Origin of the sequence: Maribacter sp. 4U21, from assembly GCF_002742365.1 — a bacterium.
GTDB lineage: Bacteria > Bacteroidota > Bacteroidia > Flavobacteriales > Flavobacteriaceae > Maribacter.
This window is the reverse complement of the sequence record NZ_MDGN01000022.1, coordinates 105,899-123,412: the sequence shown is the minus strand read 5'-3', so window position 1 is coordinate 123,412 and position 17,514 is coordinate 105,899. Positions and strand designations below refer to the sequence as shown.

17 protein-coding genes and 1 pseudogene are annotated in these 17,514 nt (G+C 36.1%); 2 read left to right on the top strand and 16 right to left on the bottom strand.

What is annotated here, in order from left to right:
• Nucleotides 1–152 (top strand): integrase core domain-containing protein (locus BFP77_RS16810; RefSeq protein ID WP_143751842.1); only part of this gene is annotated, 152 nt, incomplete at its 5' end.
• Nucleotides 153–470: 318 nt separating this feature from the next.
• On the opposite strand, the gene BFP77_RS04420 is transcribed toward BFP77_RS16810, so the two are convergent.
• Nucleotides 471–1,271 carry an alpha/beta hydrolase gene (locus tag BFP77_RS04420; RefSeq protein ID WP_099572850.1) on the bottom strand — a complete coding sequence of 267 codons (801 nt, stop codon included), beginning with the start codon at nucleotides 1,269–1,271 and terminating at the stop codon, nucleotides 471–473.
• Between the two features lie 780 nt (nucleotides 1,272–2,051).
• On the opposite strand from BFP77_RS04420, the gene BFP77_RS04415 reads away from it, so the two are divergent.
• Nucleotides 2,052–2,327: an Arm DNA-binding domain-containing protein gene (locus tag BFP77_RS04415; protein ID WP_099572849.1), complete on the top strand. Its 276-nt coding sequence runs from the start codon at nucleotides 2,052–2,054 to the stop codon at nucleotides 2,325–2,327.
• 8 nt (nucleotides 2,328–2,335) lie between these two features.
• Here BFP77_RS04415 and istB read toward each other — a convergent pair whose 3' ends face one another.
• From istB to BFP77_RS04345, 15 genes and pseudogenes are all read right to left on the bottom strand, one after another.
• A complete protein-coding gene (istB, locus tag BFP77_RS04410) occupies nucleotides 2,336–3,067 on the bottom strand; it encodes an IS21-like element helper ATPase IstB (protein ID WP_099572848.1) in 732 nt (243 codons plus the stop codon).
• Between the two features lie 24 nt (nucleotides 3,068–3,091).
• Nucleotides 3,092–4,087: a Mu transposase domain-containing protein gene (locus BFP77_RS17250; RefSeq protein WP_257212863.1), complete on the bottom strand. Its 996-nt coding sequence runs from the start codon at nucleotides 4,085–4,087 to the stop codon at nucleotides 3,092–3,094.
• Entirely contained in the window at nucleotides 4,047–4,637 is a 591-nt protein-coding gene (locus BFP77_RS17245; RefSeq protein ID WP_257212862.1) for a hypothetical protein, read from the bottom strand. The genes BFP77_RS17250 and BFP77_RS17245 overlap by 41 nt, the downstream gene beginning before the upstream one ends.
• Before the next feature lie 193 nt (nucleotides 4,638–4,830).
• Nucleotides 4,831–4,998, bottom strand: a pseudogene (locus tag BFP77_RS04400) (helix-turn-helix domain-containing protein); the annotation flags it as partial.
• A gap of 266 nt (nucleotides 4,999–5,264) precedes the next feature.
• Nucleotides 5,265–5,963 (bottom strand): DUF2490 domain-containing protein, encoded by a 699-nt coding sequence (locus BFP77_RS04395; protein ID WP_099572846.1) that lies wholly within the window; start codon nucleotides 5,961–5,963, stop codon nucleotides 5,265–5,267.
• A 12-nt stretch (nucleotides 5,964–5,975) separates the two neighbouring features.
• The gene (locus tag BFP77_RS04390; RefSeq protein ID WP_099572845.1) at nucleotides 5,976–6,797 is read right to left on the bottom strand and encodes an RteC domain-containing protein; all 822 of its coding nucleotides are present in this window, start codon (nucleotides 6,795–6,797) and stop codon (nucleotides 5,976–5,978) included.
• A gap of 61 nt (nucleotides 6,798–6,858) precedes the next feature.
• Nucleotides 6,859–7,887: a UDP-glucose--hexose-1-phosphate uridylyltransferase gene (locus tag BFP77_RS04385; RefSeq protein WP_257212861.1), complete on the bottom strand. Its 1,029-nt coding sequence runs from the start codon at nucleotides 7,885–7,887 to the stop codon at nucleotides 6,859–6,861.
• The gene (locus tag BFP77_RS04380; protein WP_099572844.1) at nucleotides 7,884–8,882 is read right to left on the bottom strand and encodes a LacI family DNA-binding transcriptional regulator; all 999 of its coding nucleotides are present in this window, start codon (nucleotides 8,880–8,882) and stop codon (nucleotides 7,884–7,886) included. The genes BFP77_RS04385 and BFP77_RS04380 overlap by 4 nt, the downstream gene beginning before the upstream one ends.
• An 8-nt stretch (nucleotides 8,883–8,890) precedes the next feature.
• A complete protein-coding gene (gene galE, locus BFP77_RS04375) occupies nucleotides 8,891–9,916 on the bottom strand; it encodes a UDP-glucose 4-epimerase GalE (protein WP_099572859.1) in 1,026 nt (341 codons plus the stop codon).
• Nucleotides 9,909–11,057: a galactokinase gene (galK, locus tag BFP77_RS04370; protein ID WP_099572843.1), complete on the bottom strand. Its 1,149-nt coding sequence runs from the start codon at nucleotides 11,055–11,057 to the stop codon at nucleotides 9,909–9,911. Before galK ends, galE begins: the two co-directional genes overlap by 8 nt.
• 33 nt (nucleotides 11,058–11,090) lie before the next feature.
• Complete coding sequence (locus BFP77_RS04365) at nucleotides 11,091–12,395, bottom strand: MFS transporter (protein ID WP_099572842.1); 1,305 nt, start codon at nucleotides 12,393–12,395, stop codon at nucleotides 11,091–11,093.
• Nucleotides 12,396–12,497: 102 nt separating this feature from the next.
• Nucleotides 12,498–13,409 carry a glycerophosphodiester phosphodiesterase family protein gene (locus BFP77_RS04360; protein WP_099572841.1) on the bottom strand — a complete coding sequence of 304 codons (912 nt, stop codon included), beginning with the start codon at nucleotides 13,407–13,409 and terminating at the stop codon, nucleotides 12,498–12,500.
• Complete coding sequence (locus BFP77_RS04355) at nucleotides 13,410–14,912, bottom strand: outer membrane protein assembly factor BamB family protein (protein ID WP_180272305.1); 1,503 nt, start codon at nucleotides 14,910–14,912, stop codon at nucleotides 13,410–13,412.
• Nucleotides 14,913–14,952: 40 nt separating this feature from the next.
• Nucleotides 14,953–16,065, bottom strand: a complete 1,113-nt coding sequence (locus BFP77_RS04350) for a glycerophosphodiester phosphodiesterase family protein (protein ID WP_099572839.1) — start codon at nucleotides 16,063–16,065, stop codon at nucleotides 14,953–14,955.
• A gap of 28 nt (nucleotides 16,066–16,093) precedes the next feature.
• Nucleotides 16,094–17,509, bottom strand: coding sequence for a RagB/SusD family nutrient uptake outer membrane protein (locus tag BFP77_RS04345; RefSeq protein ID WP_099572838.1), 1,416 nt, complete (start codon nucleotides 17,507–17,509; stop codon nucleotides 16,094–16,096).
• Nucleotides 17,510–17,514 lie beyond the last annotated feature (5 nt).

The following is a 17,514-nucleotide window of genomic DNA, read 5'->3' as shown; positions in this document are numbered from 1 at the left end:
AAACACGTATATGGATGGACGATTATAATCATCACAGACCACATGACGCACTTGGCAAAGTGCCGCCAATAAAATACGCAGAACTTAATTCTTTTGGGGCTAGCCCCAAAAGAATTAAAAACAATAATTTTAATGAAGTTTTGGAAAACTAAACAGTTCTGATTGGGGGAAGCTTACAGGGGAAGCTTACACAAATACTTTCCGGTTTTACCTTCTAAAAGTAAGTTTTGTCTAATTTTTCTAAAGAATTTAATCATTGGTCAATTGTTAGTTATAATGAAGAACAAAGGTCTTAACCGTCGTTTACGGGGTAACATTAGTTTCTAAGCTTCTCCTAAAACCGCACTGTTTAAAAGTAGGATAATAATCTTAATTTTTGGTTTGACACGAGCCTTAGTAGTTCTTAGTGGATTCGGACGTTGTCGAATACGTTGCAATTGGGTTTAGGATATATTTGTTGGCAATCGTTTTTATCCATCTTCTTTCAAAACGAATTTTAATCCGTCATAAAAACTTGGAAAAGGAACGTGACCATAATTGTCAAAAGTTACATACTTGAATGATAGTCTGTCTCCTAATTCAGATCTCACTTTTTTTGAAAATTCCAGCATTCCGTTATGAACTTTTTTTTTAGGGTCAAATGGGTCAACCAAAGAGTTGGCTACGAACAATTTTTTACCATCAAATTGTTCTTTGTTTTGAAAAGAATTACTAGTCAAGGCTCCAAAATAATATTCCATATCTGCATACCAACCTGCGCTATTTCCAATATAATTGTCGAACAATTCTGGTTTTTCCAAAAAAGCATACATTACGAACAAACCACTCAGCGACCTGCCTCGAATCGTCCTTTTACCATTTGAGCGATAGTTTTTATCTATATGTGGGATTAGTTCACTCCCAATGAATGAGAGAAAATTTTCGGCTCCAGGATTTGCAACTTCATAGGTAGGTGTACTTAATGGCATCATATCTCTGTCTCGGTCCGTATTTGGAATAGCGACTATTATAAATTCTGCTTTGAGCTTACGAGTCGCTGTAATCGCATCTAAAAGACCGGTCATATTTCCGTCCAATATATAAAGTATGGGATAGGTATTATTTGAACTATCATAGTCTTTTGGAAGATTTACAATTAGTTGTCTATTCTCATTTAATATTTTTGACGAAACGCTGTCTTTTACTCCAATTTTGACATTTATATCTTGAGAAAATACCAATGTTGAATTCATTAGTCCTATCAAGGCAAAAAGTAAAAGATGGTTTCTCATTTTGTGTTCCGTTGAAATTGTTGTCAACAATTATATACAGTTAGTGGTAGACATATACATCAAATTTAAGAAATAGGGTTACGATTAACTATATTTCTATTATCTCCAAAACCATGAAGTTTAAACTTCTAGAGCTGGTTCAATTTATAATTGTTATTGTACTATAAAAAGTCCAATTTTCAGAACGACTCATCCTCAGTTGGAACCTACTTCCATCCAGTTTCATTTGCCGTTCTTTTTAGTAGTTCCGGTAAATTGCCTTTTACGGAACTTAAGTATATTCAATTGGCCGCTTAAATAAGTGCTTGATACTTGACATCAGATCGTTCATTTTGCCATATCAAATTAAGCCTTTCTACTTTTACTTTTTCAGAAATACTGATTACACTATCTGGATCATTTCTAACAACTATAGTAAAAATTTGTTACAAAATATTTGACTTGGCGGCTAAGCGAAGTAAACACCATCGTCTTATTCTAATTATTCATATTTGAAAGGTTCAACTGCCAGGATTTCGAAATTATCAAATCCATATCTTCTTTCAAAAAGTTTGAACTCTGTCCTGTTGAGGTCACTAAAACTAATGCAAATTAGTAACAAAACCATGTAAGTCTTATGATTTACATGGTTTTCAAGTTTTTAGGAGTACATAAGATTTGAATTGATTTGACTTTAAATGTGACCTTAAAAGGCACCTTTTATCAAATTGATTTATTGAATTAGAATAGTTGATTTGACTTTCGTCTCGATAAATATTTAATAATTTAAAGACGACAACTATGCGTACACAAAACACTTTTTCAATTCTTTTTTTAGTCAAAAAATCTAAAGCTATTAGTGACGAAGCGCCTCTCTACGCTCGAATAACTGTAAATAGTAAAAGAGTTGACATTAGCCTCAAAAGAAGAATTCCATTACTACTTTGGGATGCTAAAAAGAAAAAAGTTAAAGGCACTTCAAATGAAGCGAGACTGGATAGGGCGGTCAAAGTGAGCCACTTCGGGCGGATGAAAGTGAGCATAGCAAATCAGTTGCTCAAAATCGATTCTATTTAGGTTTAAAATTAGTGTTTATTTCTTAGTTTTTTTCGCATTGATTCTCCTTTGATATTAATTCGATGAGCAGAATGTACCAATCTATCTAAAATGGCATCTGCTATGGTTTGTTCTCCAATGATTTCATGCCAAGCCTCTACGGGTAGTTGCGATGCTATAATTGTGCTTCTTTTACCATGTCTGTCTTCAATGATTTCCATAAAGGAGTGCCTATTTAATGTGTCTAAAGCTTTTAGCCCAAAGTCATCGAGTATTAACAGATCTTGTCTTTCCAATCGATTTATCTGTTTGACATATGAGCCATCTGCTTTTGATGTCTTGAGCATGGTAAAGAGTTTGTTGGCATTGAAGTACATCACCCTAAAGCCTTGTGAACATGCCTGATGTCCCATAGCTGAAGCTAAATAGCTTTTGCCTACGCCCGTACTTCCGGTAATCAAAATATTCTCTTTTTTCTTTATAAAGTCACAGCTTGCAAAACGTTGCACTTGATTTTTATCAAGGTTTCTAGATCTATCATAATCAATGTTCTCCATTACTGCGCTATATCTGAACCTCGCCGTTTTGGTCAGTCTCTCAATTTTTCGGTTCTGTCTATCATCCCATTCAGACTGCGTCAAATATGCAATGAGCTCATCATTGGTGTATTCAATACTATCTGAAGACAAACTGGTGTTAAAGGCTCTTATCATACCGTAAAGCCTTAATTGTTTCATTTGATCTAATGTTTGTGTATTCATGTATTTGATTTTAATTATTGATTTCTATTTATAGTAGTTTCCTCCTCTGATATTATGGTGGTCAGGTATTTCAATCTGTTCTTCAAGGTTTTCATCAAGTTTGTCCCAGCCCTTTTTTAAGATTCTATTGACCATGTTATAATTGTAGGCTTGATACCCCAATGCTCTTTTACAGGCATTGTTCAATCTTTCATTGCCCACTTTCTTGGCTAGATGCAGTATGCCCAAGCATGATTTGTAAGATTGTTCAGGGTGTTGTTTCTTATCTAGAATGACCATAATGTATTCTTTGCAATGACTGCCAATATTAGCCGCCCAGGCGATGAACTTTTCTGAGTTCCATTCGCTTACAAACTGATGATGTGAGGGCATATGCTCTTTTACTGTGGTGTACCCATATTTCTTTTTCTCTCTAGCATGTGCTGCAAGTCGTTCTTGTTTATGGAATATTTCCACTAGGCTATCGGAGAAGATAACTTTGACGTGTTTGCCTATATGCTGATAGGGTACACTGTAGTAATGTTTGTCTTTGCCCAGGTAGATATGACTGTTCTTGTGAACCGTGGCTTTTGCATATGATTTTATTTCATATCGCTTTAGGGGCAATGGTTTAAGTTCTATCCACTCTATCTCTTTAAACAAAGAATACCGAGAATATTCCCTACCCCTGAATGACATGTTATTATGCGTTTCCAAGAGTTTTAGTATGGCTTTATTTAAGTCTTTTTGATTGTAAAAGGTCTGGTTTCTTAGCGGTGCGAATACCCTTGTATAGATAATGCGTACCGCATTCTCAACAATGGCCTTATCTCTTGGTTTGTAAGCTCGTGTTGGCAGTACGGCCGTTTCATAATGCTCTGCAAAATCCGCAAAGGTCTCATTGACCTTAGGTTCATATCGGCTACTTTTTGTTACAGCAGCCCTCAGATTATCAGGTACTAAAGCTTGGGGTACACCGCCATAGAACCACAGCGCATTTTCAACACAGGCAATGAAATCCTCTTTCTTTTTGGCTCTCACGTGCTTCTACATAGGTATATTGACTACTGCCCAACACACATACGAATACTTCCAGATCTTGTATTTCTCCAGTATGTTTATCTACAACATGAAGTTTCTTGCCCGTATAATCAATGAACAGTTTATCGCCTGCCTTATGTGTAAAGTGCATTACCGGTGATACTTCTTTGCACCACTCACGATACCAATACCTGAACTGGGACAACCTAAACCCATCGGGGTGCTTGTCATAATATTCTTGCCACAAAAGCTGTTTGGTAACCCCTGTTTTACGAAGCTCTTTATCAAAGTAAGAAAAGTATCTTTCTAAGGTTAATAACTGCTGACTCTTAGCTTTACGGTTTGATTTGAAGAGTTTGTACAGCTCTTCTAAAGTCATTTCTGAGACTTCATAACCGGTAAGACGATAACGCTTGAAAAAATCAATATACTTGGTTACTGTATTTCTAGAAAGACCAAGCTGCTTACTTATCTGGCGCTTGCTCACACCAGAACTATATAACTTATAAATTCGTTTTACTTTTCGCATTTCTATTTGTATGTTGGCCATAATCTTTTTGACAAAAAAAGATTATTGACTTAACCTTCAAATAGAATCGATTTTTAGTGGTTCAATTTAATCCGCTGTACTATGCTCACTTTGACCAGCTGTGGATGGTTCACTTTAATCCGCCGCAGGTGGTATACTATGTCCGTTTTTTGCACCTTAATTGTACTGACATAAAAGTGACGGTTGAGTGACGGTTTTGTAGCGTACCCGGAGAGATGCCTAAAAGTTCTCTAACTTCCGGGGACTTTAACCATTTTTTAGAAGAATGACCAGATTGATTGCTTAGTAATTGTTTAATGTCATCGAGTAGCTCCATTTTAAACTCTCTAAGATCTTCAGTGGTAATAATTGTTGCACCCATTTGTTTCAATTTTAAAAACAAAGCCGTCAAGGTTTTCTTTTTTAAATGACGGCTTTGCTATGATTTGACTTTCGTTCCACAAAACTGATATTTCAAAAGATAACTTTTGCAGAGTGCATACCGAGTTCGGATAAATATTAATCCAACTATTTACTCTAGATTTTGGATAGTTTGCGTAGTTATTATCGGGATTACTATCAACTTAGAGACAGAACAGCAGTAGAAATTAACAAAACAGAGCGCAAACCGAGTTCTGTTTTTCAAAATTAGATTTTAAAATAAGTTTCGATAAGGACAAATAATTGATTATCCATTGAAGAGAAAACATCAAGTCGACGATAATGGAGCATTAGTTGGATTTTGGTTTTATGCTTCAATATTTTTCCAATACCAATGGTTAGCCTTCCTTCATATTCACCTGTTCTATTGCGTTCAAAAGATGAGACAGCTTCAATGTTTGCCAAACCATAAAACTCACCTGAGTCTAAACGTTGCCCTTGTAGTGGAAAATCAGTTGCAAATCTGTAACGTAATCTAAATCTAATACGTTTTACACTGATACGTTCTTCAAGACGAACCCGATGCCCAAATCGGACACTATTCTTTCTCAATGCGTAATTATATTGTTGGGTGGTTCTTAATTCATTGACGATAGTGTTGTCAAAAAGATGCAGATTACGATACATAACCCCAAAACTAAGACTTGCATTGGGGCTAGTTGCCAAGGTTGAAAAATGTGAAACCTGTAAATGTTGATTGGAGTAGTTCCAATTATCCTGAAATACGAAAGAACGAAGCGAGAATGAAAAGTTTTGAGAAAAAGCTTTGTCAGCATTTATATTAATGGCAATCTTCGGCTGTATTAATGCCTCAAATTCTGTTTGAGCAAATAGCGAGCATCCACAAAACATCAAAAAAATATAGTGTGCGGTTGAATACGATGAAAGACGGAAATTTTTGAACATTATTCAGCTACTTTACCCATCTTCATCGTCCATTTTCTCCCGAAGTTTCTTTCCGGCTTCTTCAAAAAACTTAATTCTAGAACCTTTTCGAGCTTTCAATTCGCTATATGTTCGTGAATGATTGCCGCGCGGAACATCTAACATTTCTCCCAATACTTCTATTATGGTTTTGATATCAACATTCCCTTGATTTATACAGCCCATAATTTTAAGACCATAGGCCATCTCAACGAAGGAGGCATAACTCCCAGTCCATTTAAGCTTATCCAAGCCTAATTCTTGTAACTTATGAGAAAGAATATTCTTCCTTTTCTTTAAATAATTGGCATACATCGCTAAACCTTTAATACGAGCCCAAATTTCATCGTGTGAGGTATTGAATATGGAGTCTTTGTAGTACGGATAACTTTTTACGACGGCATTGTTATTCAAATTTTCCCTTGTGAAATAATGCTCATCAAAATGAGAATATCCCTGCTCCATATACAGTAAAAACTCAGTATGTCTACCAAAAAATTGATTGACCTTTTTAGTCTGCTTAGCGAGGTAACTAAGCTGTTGATTTACATCGGACTTTGGTAGACGTAGTTCGCAAGAACGAATCTCCGTGTAGTGGATAAGGTATTTCATAGGTTGGCATTTAATCCCTTTGAAAAAACTTATTTCATCTTTTAGAGTTTCAAATCCATTACTTGTTACATGGGCTTTAAATGTATCTAATGCCCATGAAGAAATTTTTATACACTCATTTGCTTTAACCAATTCAGTAGTCGTCGCCTCCTCAAATTCTGCTATTTTCTCGTTGAACTCATTAATAATATTTGCGTAAAACATACTCTAGTTAGTTTGGGTTGCTACTTTGAATATGTTGGTTGGTTGTTAATTCTTTTTTTCTCTATTTTAAACTCTTTAGTGTTTCAGCAGCCTGTTCGCCCGTAATATCACGTTGTGGCATACCAAACATTTCATAACCAACCATAAATTTCTTTACCGTAGCTGATCTTAGTAATGGTGGGTAAAAGCTCATATGCCAATGCCATCCGGTGCTTTTTTTGCCATCAACTGGTGCTTGATGAATTCCAGAAGAATAAGGAAAGGAACAATTGAATAGCTTATCATAAATCTTGGTAATCTTTCTTATAGCATCGGCAAATGCCTTATTCTCTACAACGCTTATTTCTGTAATGTTTTTCATAACCCTTTTTGGAACAATCATTGTCTCAAAAGGCCACACAGCCCAAAACGGAACAACCACAGCAAAATGTTTATTTTCAATAATGACGCGTTCATTCAGTTTTAGTTCTTCAATCAAATAGTTTTCAAGTAACGATTGCTTGTTCAATTTCCAATATTTTGAAAAGTTTTGGCTTTTTTGCTGAATTTCTAAGGGAATAGTCTGTTGAGCCCAAATCTGTCCATGCGGATGTGGATTACTACAGCCCATCATAGCTCCTTTATTTTCGAAGATTTGTATATTATTTATGAATTTATAAAGCGATAAATCCCTGAATTCTAACTTCCATGTTTCAATAACATTTTCTATTTGAGTTATACCCATTTGAGACAACGTTTGTGAGTGGTTAGGAGAAAAGCAGACCACCCTACAAATACCTTTTTCTGAATGGGCTTTAAATGATGCCGATTCTAGAGTTACTTCTTCTATATCGGGAATTAAAGCTGAAAAATCATTGGTGAAAGTATAGGTATTGGTGTAATCGGGGTTCTGATCACCTCCAATTCTTTTATTCCCGGGACACAGATAGCATTCTGGGTCATATTCAGCTTGCACAGCGTTAGGTAACTCCTCTTGTTTTCCCTGCCAAGGTCGTTGGGTACGATGTGGTGATACAAGAACTTGTGAACCAGTCAATATATTAGTTCTTATGTGTACTTTATCTAAGTTTTTTACTATCATACCACTCATACTATTTTAGTTTTAACCTCTTTGATTTTAAATTTTTTATCATAACCAAATTCCACTCTTCTTAACAATAGACTGGCAGCTTGTTTTCCAATCTTCTCTGCACACTTGTCAATTATGTATAATAAGGGATAGTTACTTAATTTTTTAACAGCACTCGCAGAAAATGCCGTAACAGGAATTGTTCCCCAACTTTTATTATCTTGATTCCTCATTATATCAAGGACAAGTTTTAAAGTTGACTCGTTAGCACAGCAAATACCATCAACTGCATTTTTTTTCAATAGTTCTGTCAGGTTCTTTTCAAACTCAGAACGATTGGAAATCATCAAAGCTTTTATTTTATTTTCTAAACCATGCTTCTCCATCGATAATGCATATCCTTGAAATCGTAACCTTTCAATTTCAATATTTCCCATTAAAGAAGTAAAAATCAAATTCTTTAATTGATATTTTTCTATAAGCGTATTGGAGGCCTCATGAACACTTTCTAAATCGTTTGAAACTACTTGATCAGCCTTAATTGGGTCGTACAATCTGTCAACAAAAACCTTGGGTATTCTCTTAGCTCCAAAATGTTGCAGGTGATGTGTTTTTCCTGAAAGTTGGGTTTCGCGCGCCATACAAATAATAATCCCTTCTACAGAACCATCCAAAACTCGATAAAAACAATCTGCTTCTTTACGTCTAGAATCATCTGAAAAGAGCGTCATCATTTTATAGTTATTCTTAGTTAGAACTTGTTCTATTCCAGATAATAATTTAGCATAATGAGAATTCATAATAGATGGAAGGATAACTCCTATTGCCATTGATCTTCCTGTTTTCAATCTTGATGCGAGATAATTAGGGCTATAATTCAAATCCGTGGCTAGTTGTACTACTCTTCTCTTGGTTTCTTTACTTATTTCAGAACTACCAGATAAAGATTTAGAAACTGTGGAGATAGATACATCTAGGTTATTTGCCAATTCACGAAGTGTTATCCTTTTGTTCATAGCATCTTCTAATTATTGTTCCTGTTATTTTGTTCCCATTTCCATGAATCCTGAATCATATCATCTAGATTTCTTTTTACCTCCCAACCAAGAATCTTAGATGCCTTATCCCCATTGGCAAAAAGCGATGGAACATCTCCATCGCGCCTTTCGACTATCTCATAATTTAGCTCTTGACCACTGACGCGTTCGAAGGTTTTAATTACTTCCATTACGGTATACCCTTTTCCAGTTCCTAAATTGAAGATTTCCAAATTCGTTTGATCTTCGTTATTCAATAAATAATCAAGGGCTTTGACATGAGCCAAAGCCAAGTCTACCACATGGATGTAATCTCGAACAGCTGTTCCATCTTTAGTTTCATAATCATCTCCAAAAACTTGTAATTGGTCTAGTTTTCCAACTGCCGTTTGTGTGATATAGGGCATCAGATTGTTAGGAGTTCCTTGTGGTAATTCACCGATATTTCCTGATTCATGTGCACCAATAGGGTTGAAATACCTTAAAGAGATTGCTTTGAGCCAACCGCATTTTACTACATCTTCTAAAATTTCTTCTCCAACTTTCTTTGTGTTACCGTATGGAGAAAAAGGACGTTGGGTAGGTAAATCTTCTTGAATCGGCAGCTTCTCTGGCAAGCCATAAACAGTTGCCGAAGAAGAGAATATGATATTGGAAATACTATTTGATTGCATGGCCTTCAAGACATGAATAAGCCCTTTGAAGTTATTTTCATAATATTTAATAGGGTCGGTTTTTGATTCACCAACAGCCTTATAGGCCGCAAAATGAATCACCCCAATTGCATCTCTGTGCTTATGAAAACAATGCTGTGTTTCTTTCTCATCCTTTAAATCAATCTTTTCAAAAATTGGTCTAATACCGGTAATCATAAATACACGATTTATTGTGTTTTCATATGCATTTGATAAATCATCAATTAAAACGACATCATACCCTTTGTTCTGGAGCTCTACTGCGGTATGGGACCCTATGAATCCACATCCACCTGTGACTATAATTTTTTTATTCATCATTTATAATTCTTGCACCGTTATCCAGTTTTACAGCAATGAATGACAGCTTTTTATTAAATTTCTTCAAGTAAGTTCTTGTAATAGATTCTTTAAACATTTTCGATTCCTTGTTTATAAGATTCAAACTACATCCTCCAAAACCACCACCCATCATCCTGGCTCCTAAAACCTCTCCTGAGGACCGAGCTGACTCAACTAAAAAATCCAATTCTTTACAGCTGACCTCATATTCAAATTGTAATCCTGCATGACTTTCATAGAGAAGTTTTCCAAAAGTCTTTAGATCTTTTTCTTGTAATGCCGTAAAGGCACTAAGTACTCTTTTATTCTCCTCAATTACGAAATTTGCCCTTTGGAATTCATTCTTCGTTAATTCAGATTTTTTGGCTAGTAAAACTGATGATTTCAGTTCACTTACATATTTGACTCCAAATTTTGAAGCAACCCTTTCACAAGTTTTTCTTCTCACATTATACTCCGAATCGCCTAAGGAATGATTAACGTGGGAATTGATTAATACCAATTCATATTCTTCAAAATCAACAGGAAGAAAAGTACTCTCAAGACTTGAGCATTGCAGTAAGAATGCATTATCGGACTTTCCAAACATTGAGCCATACTGATCCATAATTCCACAATTAACCCCAACAAAATCATGCTCGGCCTTTTGTGATATTGCTACCATTTCATGTTTTGATAATCCAAGTGAAAAAAGCTTGTTAAGTGCAATCACAATACTATTCTCCAAAGCTGCGGAAGAAGAAAGGCCTGAGCCGATAGGTATGTTACCAGTAATACACAAATTGAAACCTTCCAAGCTGTATCCATGTTTTATCAATTGGGAAACTACACCACCAACATAATTTTGCCATCCATCATACTTAACTGTATTTACTGTATTTAGATTAAACTCGAAATAATTGTCCATATTTAAGGACATTACTTTTACTTGGTTGGTACGATTCTTAGATACGGAGGTCATAATCCCTAGATTAATTGCTGCCGGAAAAACATAACCTCCATTATAATCCGTATGTTCTCCAATAAGATTGATTCGACCCGGAGCATACGCGTAAACAGCATCAACTTTTGAGTGTTTTAAAAGTTTTTCGTAAAGTGATTTTATGTCTTTATCCATAATCAAGGCAGTTCTATTTTTCCATAAAGCACTTTATGTTTTTTTCCATGTTAACAATGCTAGTAAGACGGACATTACCGCGGCACCAATCCAAAAGAAAGTAATTGAAGTAAAGTCGTATATGGTCTCATCTCCAATAACCGTTTTGTTCCCTTCTATTAGGAAACCACTAGCTATATCTTGAATACCTGCCGCTGCGTAACTCATTATACCGACAATTCCCAATGCTGCTCCAGAAGCTTTTTTTGATGCAATATCAACAGCCATCAATCCTCCCAAATAACAGATAAGAGCACCAATGGCCAAGCCAAAAATGACCATGCTCAAGGCATCTAGCCACCACACCCCTTGTGGACCCAAAAGAAAAAGAGAGATACCTCCGACGTTCATCAATCCATAAATAAATGCAGGCATATTTCGATGACCTTTGAAAAATTTGTCAGAGATGAAGCCGGAAGAAGCTGTTCCAAGAATTCCACAAACTGCACTGATTGCAACTAGCGAGTTCGCCTCAGTAAGACTGTAGCCTTTAGCTGTTTCAAAATAATAGGGGCCCCAACTATTAACGGCATACCGAGAGATGTACATGAAGGCACTAGATAGAGCAAGTAACCAGATAAAAGGATTCTGCAATGCTTCTTTTTGTTCTTGCCATGTAGTTGTTTTATTGGAACTTACTATCCTATTTACAGGCGGCAGCCCCTTACTCTCCGGACTATCATGAAAGAAAATATAAATAAGAAGCGCACCAAGCATTCCAACTAGGGCTGCTACACGAAATCCCCAACGCCATCCAAAATAAGAGGCAATTACTGCTGTCAAAATATAGGTGATTGCTTCCCCGATATTATGACTTGTACTCCAGAAACCGTAAAAGCTACCACGTTCTTTATCCTTATACCATCTAGAAAGTGATACCACACTTGATGGTGCTCCCATGGACTGTACCCAACCATTAACTCCCCAACAAATGGTAAAAAAGAGAAAAGCGCTAGTAAAGCCCATTACCATATTCGCCAAAGCGGACACCAATAGTCCAAATGACATAAATCGCCTTATATTACTATAATCAGCTAAAAAACCATTGGTAAATTTTCCAATAGCATAGCTAAAGAACAAGGCAGACCCCACAATACCTAGCTGTGATTCTGTCAAAAAACCGCTGTCAACAATCGGTTTTTTAACTACGTTTAAACTTAGGCGACAAACATAATAAAGACCATAACCTATGGTTGCAGATATAAATACCTGCCATTTAAGGGTTTTGTATCGCTTCTGCTGCTCAACCTCTTTTCCTATAACAGAAGAAGGATTGGATTTTTTAAAATAACCTAACATAAAATTTACAATTTTTTAAAGTCATAAGTAAGGCCAAAGAAAAGCGCAGCGATGCTGCGCTTTTACATAACTAAACCAAACTAACTATAAATAAAACTATACTTACTTATGAAGCTTTCTCTTACGTAAATGACTCAATAACATTTTTGGATAATCAGTTTGTATTATAGCAGGACGTAAAGCAATGACGCTATCCATCGAGGCTATCTCCCCTCGTTTAAGGTCTTCATCTTCATCCCAAAGCGTGTTTATAAACACTAACTGATTGTTTTTCTTTGCCAACTCCATTAATTCTTTTGTAAAACTCTCTTCAGTAAAGTGTTGTAATACTGAAGTTGTATTTTCAGCATAGAACAGCACATCTTCCTTAGATTTCGAAAGTGGTAATACAGCATATAAGGAATCAACCTCAACCATTTCCATCACTTTTCCCTTTTTACCAATAAAAGAAATTACTTCATGCTGCATATTTTTTGATTTCAATACTTCATGCAATTTTTTATAATCCACTTCTTTTAAATCCAAATTGGCAATACACCTACTCTCTTTTAGTAAGTCTAGAGCATCCTTTAATGTTGGTATTTTTTCATTTGATATTGAATCTCCATTTTTTAAATTAAATTGTAGAAGTTCCTTAAATGTATATTGGTTTACTTTACCGCTTCCTGTGGTAGTTCTACCAATACTGTCATCATGCATAAGTACCAATACACTGTCCTTTGTGGTACGTACATCCAATTCAACCATATCTATGCCCTCCTCAATTGCCCTTTTAATTGACTCTATTGAATTTTCAGGAGCATTCCTATGAAAAGATCGGTGGGCACAAATGAGTATACCTTCCTTTGATCTCTGGGCAATCACTTTAATGGCATTATTGGATACTATGGCATTATCAATTCTTGACTCAACTTTCTGTTCCCGGTATTTGTTGAGACACGAAAACAACATAACTGACCCAACCAACAATAGAAAAAGTTGGGCCAGTTTTAATATGTTCTTAAAAAAATTCATTTATCTGCGTGCAGTATGTTTAGGATCTTTTGCATACATTGGCCACCCTCCATCAGCCAAACCAGTTGCATCGGTCCTTAGAGCATACACTACTCCAAGATCGCCATCATTGGCAGCTACATAAATTGTTCCGTCAGAACCAATAGCTGCTGAAGCTAATATTTCATCACCAAGTTGAACAGATTGACGTATTTTCTCACCCTCTGGACTTACACTATGAAAGAACCCTGCAGTATCTCCAAAGTATATATTTCCTTCATTATCAATGGCAGGAACCGTTTCTATAGGACCATTTGCTTCAAAAGACCATTTTTCAGTTCCATCAGGATCATAGGCTATTAGTTTTTGCTCATGACCTCCTATGTATATAGTTCCATCAGGAGCAATAGCAGGACCTCCGTGATTTATTTTAAAAGTCGTCCCTGCCTCTTCATCAGGGCCAGGGGTAAATACTTTACGCCATTTTTCAGTACCAGTATCGGGATTAAAAGCAATAAAAACACCTTCAAAACCATCTTCAGCTGCAATGTACACTGTTCCATCCTCACCAATAGCAATTGCAGTTGCAGTCCATGACCCATACATGGAACTCCATTTTTCGGAACCATCAGGGTTAACCGCATAGATAAAATCATTTGTTGAAGCTATGTATACAGTACCATCTGCTCCCACGGCAGGTGTAGCATTAAAATCCTGATCTTCCTGAAAAATCCAATTGCTTACTGTCAAGGATGAATTCGTAGAATGAAATCCTCTCGGACCCCTACTGTGCCCACCAACATATAACGTAGATTCGTCTGGTGAAAATACTGGACAGGAATTACGTATTCTAGTATCAAGATTAATTTCTGCATCTATGTTGCCATTAGAGGGATTTAATTTGAATACTGTTCTACTAAAATAACTTGCCGTATATACTGAGCCATCTGAAGTAATAGCTGGAGATGATCGTATTTGATCTGATCTTTCTTGAGAACCTTCAATAAATACTTGATCCCAAACTTGCGAGCCATTTTTTATCGCTATGAAATCTGGCCCTTGATTATCTCTATTTTCCTGATTAAAGCCAATAAAAACAGTTCCATCATCGCTAACTGCTGGAGAAGAACGATCTAATTTACCAGACAGTGTAAAGTTCCAAAGTTCCGCCGGGGGGTCACCAGAAACGGATTCCTCAATCACAACTCTTTGACTTGATGTTTGACTAGCGCTTCCCGTATTGTCTGATACGGTTAAGCTAACTGTAAAATCACCTCCCTCTGGATAAAAGTATGTTGGAGACTGTTCAGTTGAACTATCACCATTTCCAAAATCCCAATTCCATGAAGTTAAAAAACCATCTTCATCAGATGAACTGTCCTTAAATTCTATTCTTTCACCAGCTCTTAACCTATTTGCTATTACCTCAAAATCAGCCACTGGTTTTATTGTTTGAGTTGGGAAACCAACGGTTTCTTCATCCTCGCAAGACACAAAAGAAACTAGCAATAGGATTGCAAGCACTGTCTTTGTTATAGTTATTTTTTTCATTTCTAAAGAATTTTTAATTAATATGTTGTTTAACGGAAACCGGATAATCGGTTTGAACAATGTTCCCTTCTAAAGCGATTATCCTATCTATTCTACCAAAATTGTCCTCTTCGGGAGAACTTGAATTGACATAAGCATTCATAAATATGAACCATCCTTTATCTTTTGCTTGTTGTACCAAGCTTTGAGTAAAAGTAGCACTCGTATAATGCACTACATTTAGATTCAAATCTGCATAATTGTTTAAATCAGATTGACTATTCACAAGGGGCATGGCAATTACATTGGGATTTTGTTCTAGCATATTGTTTAATTCACCAATATTATCAGAGGCAAAAAATATGACTTGATTCAACATTCCATATTGATTAACAATTGGATATATTTTATCAAATAGAACCTTATTTGCTATATCCAAATCAATGTAAAGTTTACCTCGAGTCAATGATAAAACTTCCTTTAATGTGGGTATTCTTTCGTTGGTAAGAACACCACTATCATTAAATAAACGGAACTCTTTCAGTTCTTCCAATGTAAAATCTGAAACATTCCCTGATCCTTCAGTAGTACGGTCAATCGTACTATCATGCATTAATACCAACTCTCCATCACTGGTTACCCTTACATCCACCTCTATCATTTCAATACCTTTGGAAATAGCATTGTTGATGGCTGCAATAGAATTTTCAGGAGCACCTGTTTCATTTTTAGCGCGATGCGCACAGACAATGATTTCATTATCTTCAAGTTTTTCGGAAAGAGAAATTCGGTTGGCAATATCGTTCTCTAGAAAAACTAAAAGCTCTTGGCTGGCAGATGCCACTTCTCCATTTCTTTTGAGAGTAAGAGTAACCACATAACTACCCTCGCCAATTTCCCTGTATACATGCGTAGGTGTCTTCGATGTTGAACTTGCACCATCTCCAAAATCCCATTCATACATAGTGCTTTGGTCTGTACCAGAAGAAGTATCGGAAAAGTTGATTAAAGAACCAACTTCAACCTTTTCTGAATCCACTGTGAATGAAACTCTCAGTTCCTGTATGTCAGAATCTGTAGTATCACAAGAGATGAGAAATAGGATCATAAATACCCCTCCTAACCATGTATTAAGCTTGCTTGTCATTACGCTTATTTTCAAAAGAATGGTCTAATTAATATCCAGGGTTCTGGGTGATAAACTCAGGGTCAGTATCAACTTGGTTTTGAGGTATCGGAAGCAAGAGATCATTTTCATCTATGGTAATATTTAAACCAGGAATACTGGCAAAATGATTGTTCATGGTTGTAATCGGATCACCTAACCTTTTTAAATCTAACCAACGATGGCACTCCATAAAAAGTTCATGTCTTCTTTCTTGCAATAACGCTACTTCAAATTCTTCTTGATTAGTGATCGTTGTTGAATCAAGTACAGCCAATCCTGCTCTAATCCTAATTTGATTTAACAAATTGAATGCCTCTCCATCTGGTATATAACCCTGAGCATTCAATGCTTCCGCCAACATTAAAAGAACATCGGCATATCGCAATACAATTACATTATTATCTCCATCATCTAATACAGGCAAATCATTATCTACATATTTTGTTGAAATAAATACTGTTGGCGTACTAGCATCGGGAATAATTTCGTTCCTTCTTAAATCCCCAGGTTCAAAAGAATTGATTAAATCTTCTGTAATTACATTATTTCCTCTTGATCCAGGATTGGCTTGAGAAGTAAATAATGCTGCAAAATCACTTCCCTCTGAATTTCCATTAACACTTGATTGGAATTGAATTTCAAAGATAGACTCAGGACCATTTTCATTATTGATTCCAAAAATATCCGTGTAATTTTCTACAAAGGTCGCACTACTTACTGCTCTCAAAGCTGTTTCAGCAGCTTGGGGGTTTCCATTTGTCAAATAAACTTTACCTAACAGTGCATTGGCAGCATCTTTTGTTGCTCTTCCATCTTCATTATTGGAAGGTAGTTCGCTTTGCGCTTCTGTTAAATCCGTAATTATTTGATTGTATACTTCAGAAACTGGCGTTCTACCTTGACCAAAAAAATCTGTAGGGTTCGTTGTTTCTTCTATGACAAGTGGGACATCTCCGTAAAGATTTACCAAATTGTAATAAATGAGTGCCCTAACGAATTTGGCCTCGCCTTTTCTAGAACTTCTTATCTCGCTGTCTATATCATCAATACCATCTATTCTATTCAATACAATATTTGCCGCTTGTATCGTTACATAAGAATCTTCCCATGTTCTACTAAAAACACCATTGGTTGTTACTCGATTGAATAAGTCAACATCCCCAAATCCGCCAGAATTTGATGGCTCTTCTTCAAATGTGTTGTCCGACCTTGTTTCCAATAAGAAATGATAGTTATAACCATATAAGCCAGTTCTTTGTAACCCTCCATAGATTGCATTTACTGCAGCCTCTATATCAGAAGCATTATTATAGAATCCCGCAGAAGTATTCTGATCAACAGGAGCTATATCCAAGTCATTCTCGCAAGCCGTACCAAAAAGAAGTAAGCCTGTTATTATCCATATATATTTTATAATTTTCATTGGTC

Coding starts and splice junctions, on each gene's coding strand:
- BFP77_RS04380 (WP_099572844.1), bottom strand. CDS start 8,882: ATGAACAAAAGGATAACACTTCGTGAATTGGCAAATAACCTAGATGTA.
- BFP77_RS04395 (WP_099572846.1), bottom strand. CDS start 5,963: ATGTTCAAAAATTTCCGTCTTTCATCGTATTCAACCGCACACTATATT.
- BFP77_RS04365 (WP_099572842.1), bottom strand. CDS start 12,395: ATGTTAGGTTATTTTAAAAAATCCAATCCTTCTTCTGTTATAGGAAAA.
- BFP77_RS04420 (WP_099572850.1), bottom strand. CDS start 1,271: ATGAGAAACCATCTTTTACTTTTTGCCTTGATAGGACTAATGAATTCA.
- BFP77_RS04345 (WP_099572838.1), bottom strand. CDS start 17,509: ATGAAAATTATAAAATATATATGGATAATAACAGGCTTACTTCTTTTT.
- BFP77_RS04390 (WP_099572845.1), bottom strand. CDS start 6,797: ATGTTTTACGCAAATATTATTAATGAGTTCAACGAGAAAATAGCAGAA.
- galE (WP_099572859.1), bottom strand. CDS start 9,916: ATGAATAAAAAAATTATAGTCACAGGTGGATGTGGATTCATAGGGTCC.
- BFP77_RS04415 (WP_099572849.1), top strand. CDS start 2,052: ATGCGTACACAAAACACTTTTTCAATTCTTTTTTTAGTCAAAAAATCT.
- BFP77_RS04350 (WP_099572839.1), bottom strand. CDS start 16,065: ATGACAAGCAAGCTTAATACATGGTTAGGAGGGGTATTTATGATCCTA.
- istB (WP_099572848.1), bottom strand. CDS start 3,067: ATGAATACACAAACATTAGATCAAATGAAACAATTAAGGCTTTACGGT.
- BFP77_RS17245 (WP_257212862.1), bottom strand. CDS start 4,637: ATGGCCAACATACAAATAGAAATGCGAAAAGTAAAACGAATTTATAAG.
- BFP77_RS04385 (WP_257212861.1), bottom strand. CDS start 7,887: ATGAGTGGTATGATAGTAAAAAACTTAGATAAAGTACACATAAGAACT.
- BFP77_RS04360 (WP_099572841.1), bottom strand. CDS start 13,409: ATGAATTTTTTTAAGAACATATTAAAACTGGCCCAACTTTTTCTATTG.
- galK (WP_099572843.1), bottom strand. CDS start 11,057: ATGGATAAAGACATAAAATCACTTTACGAAAAACTTTTAAAACACTCA.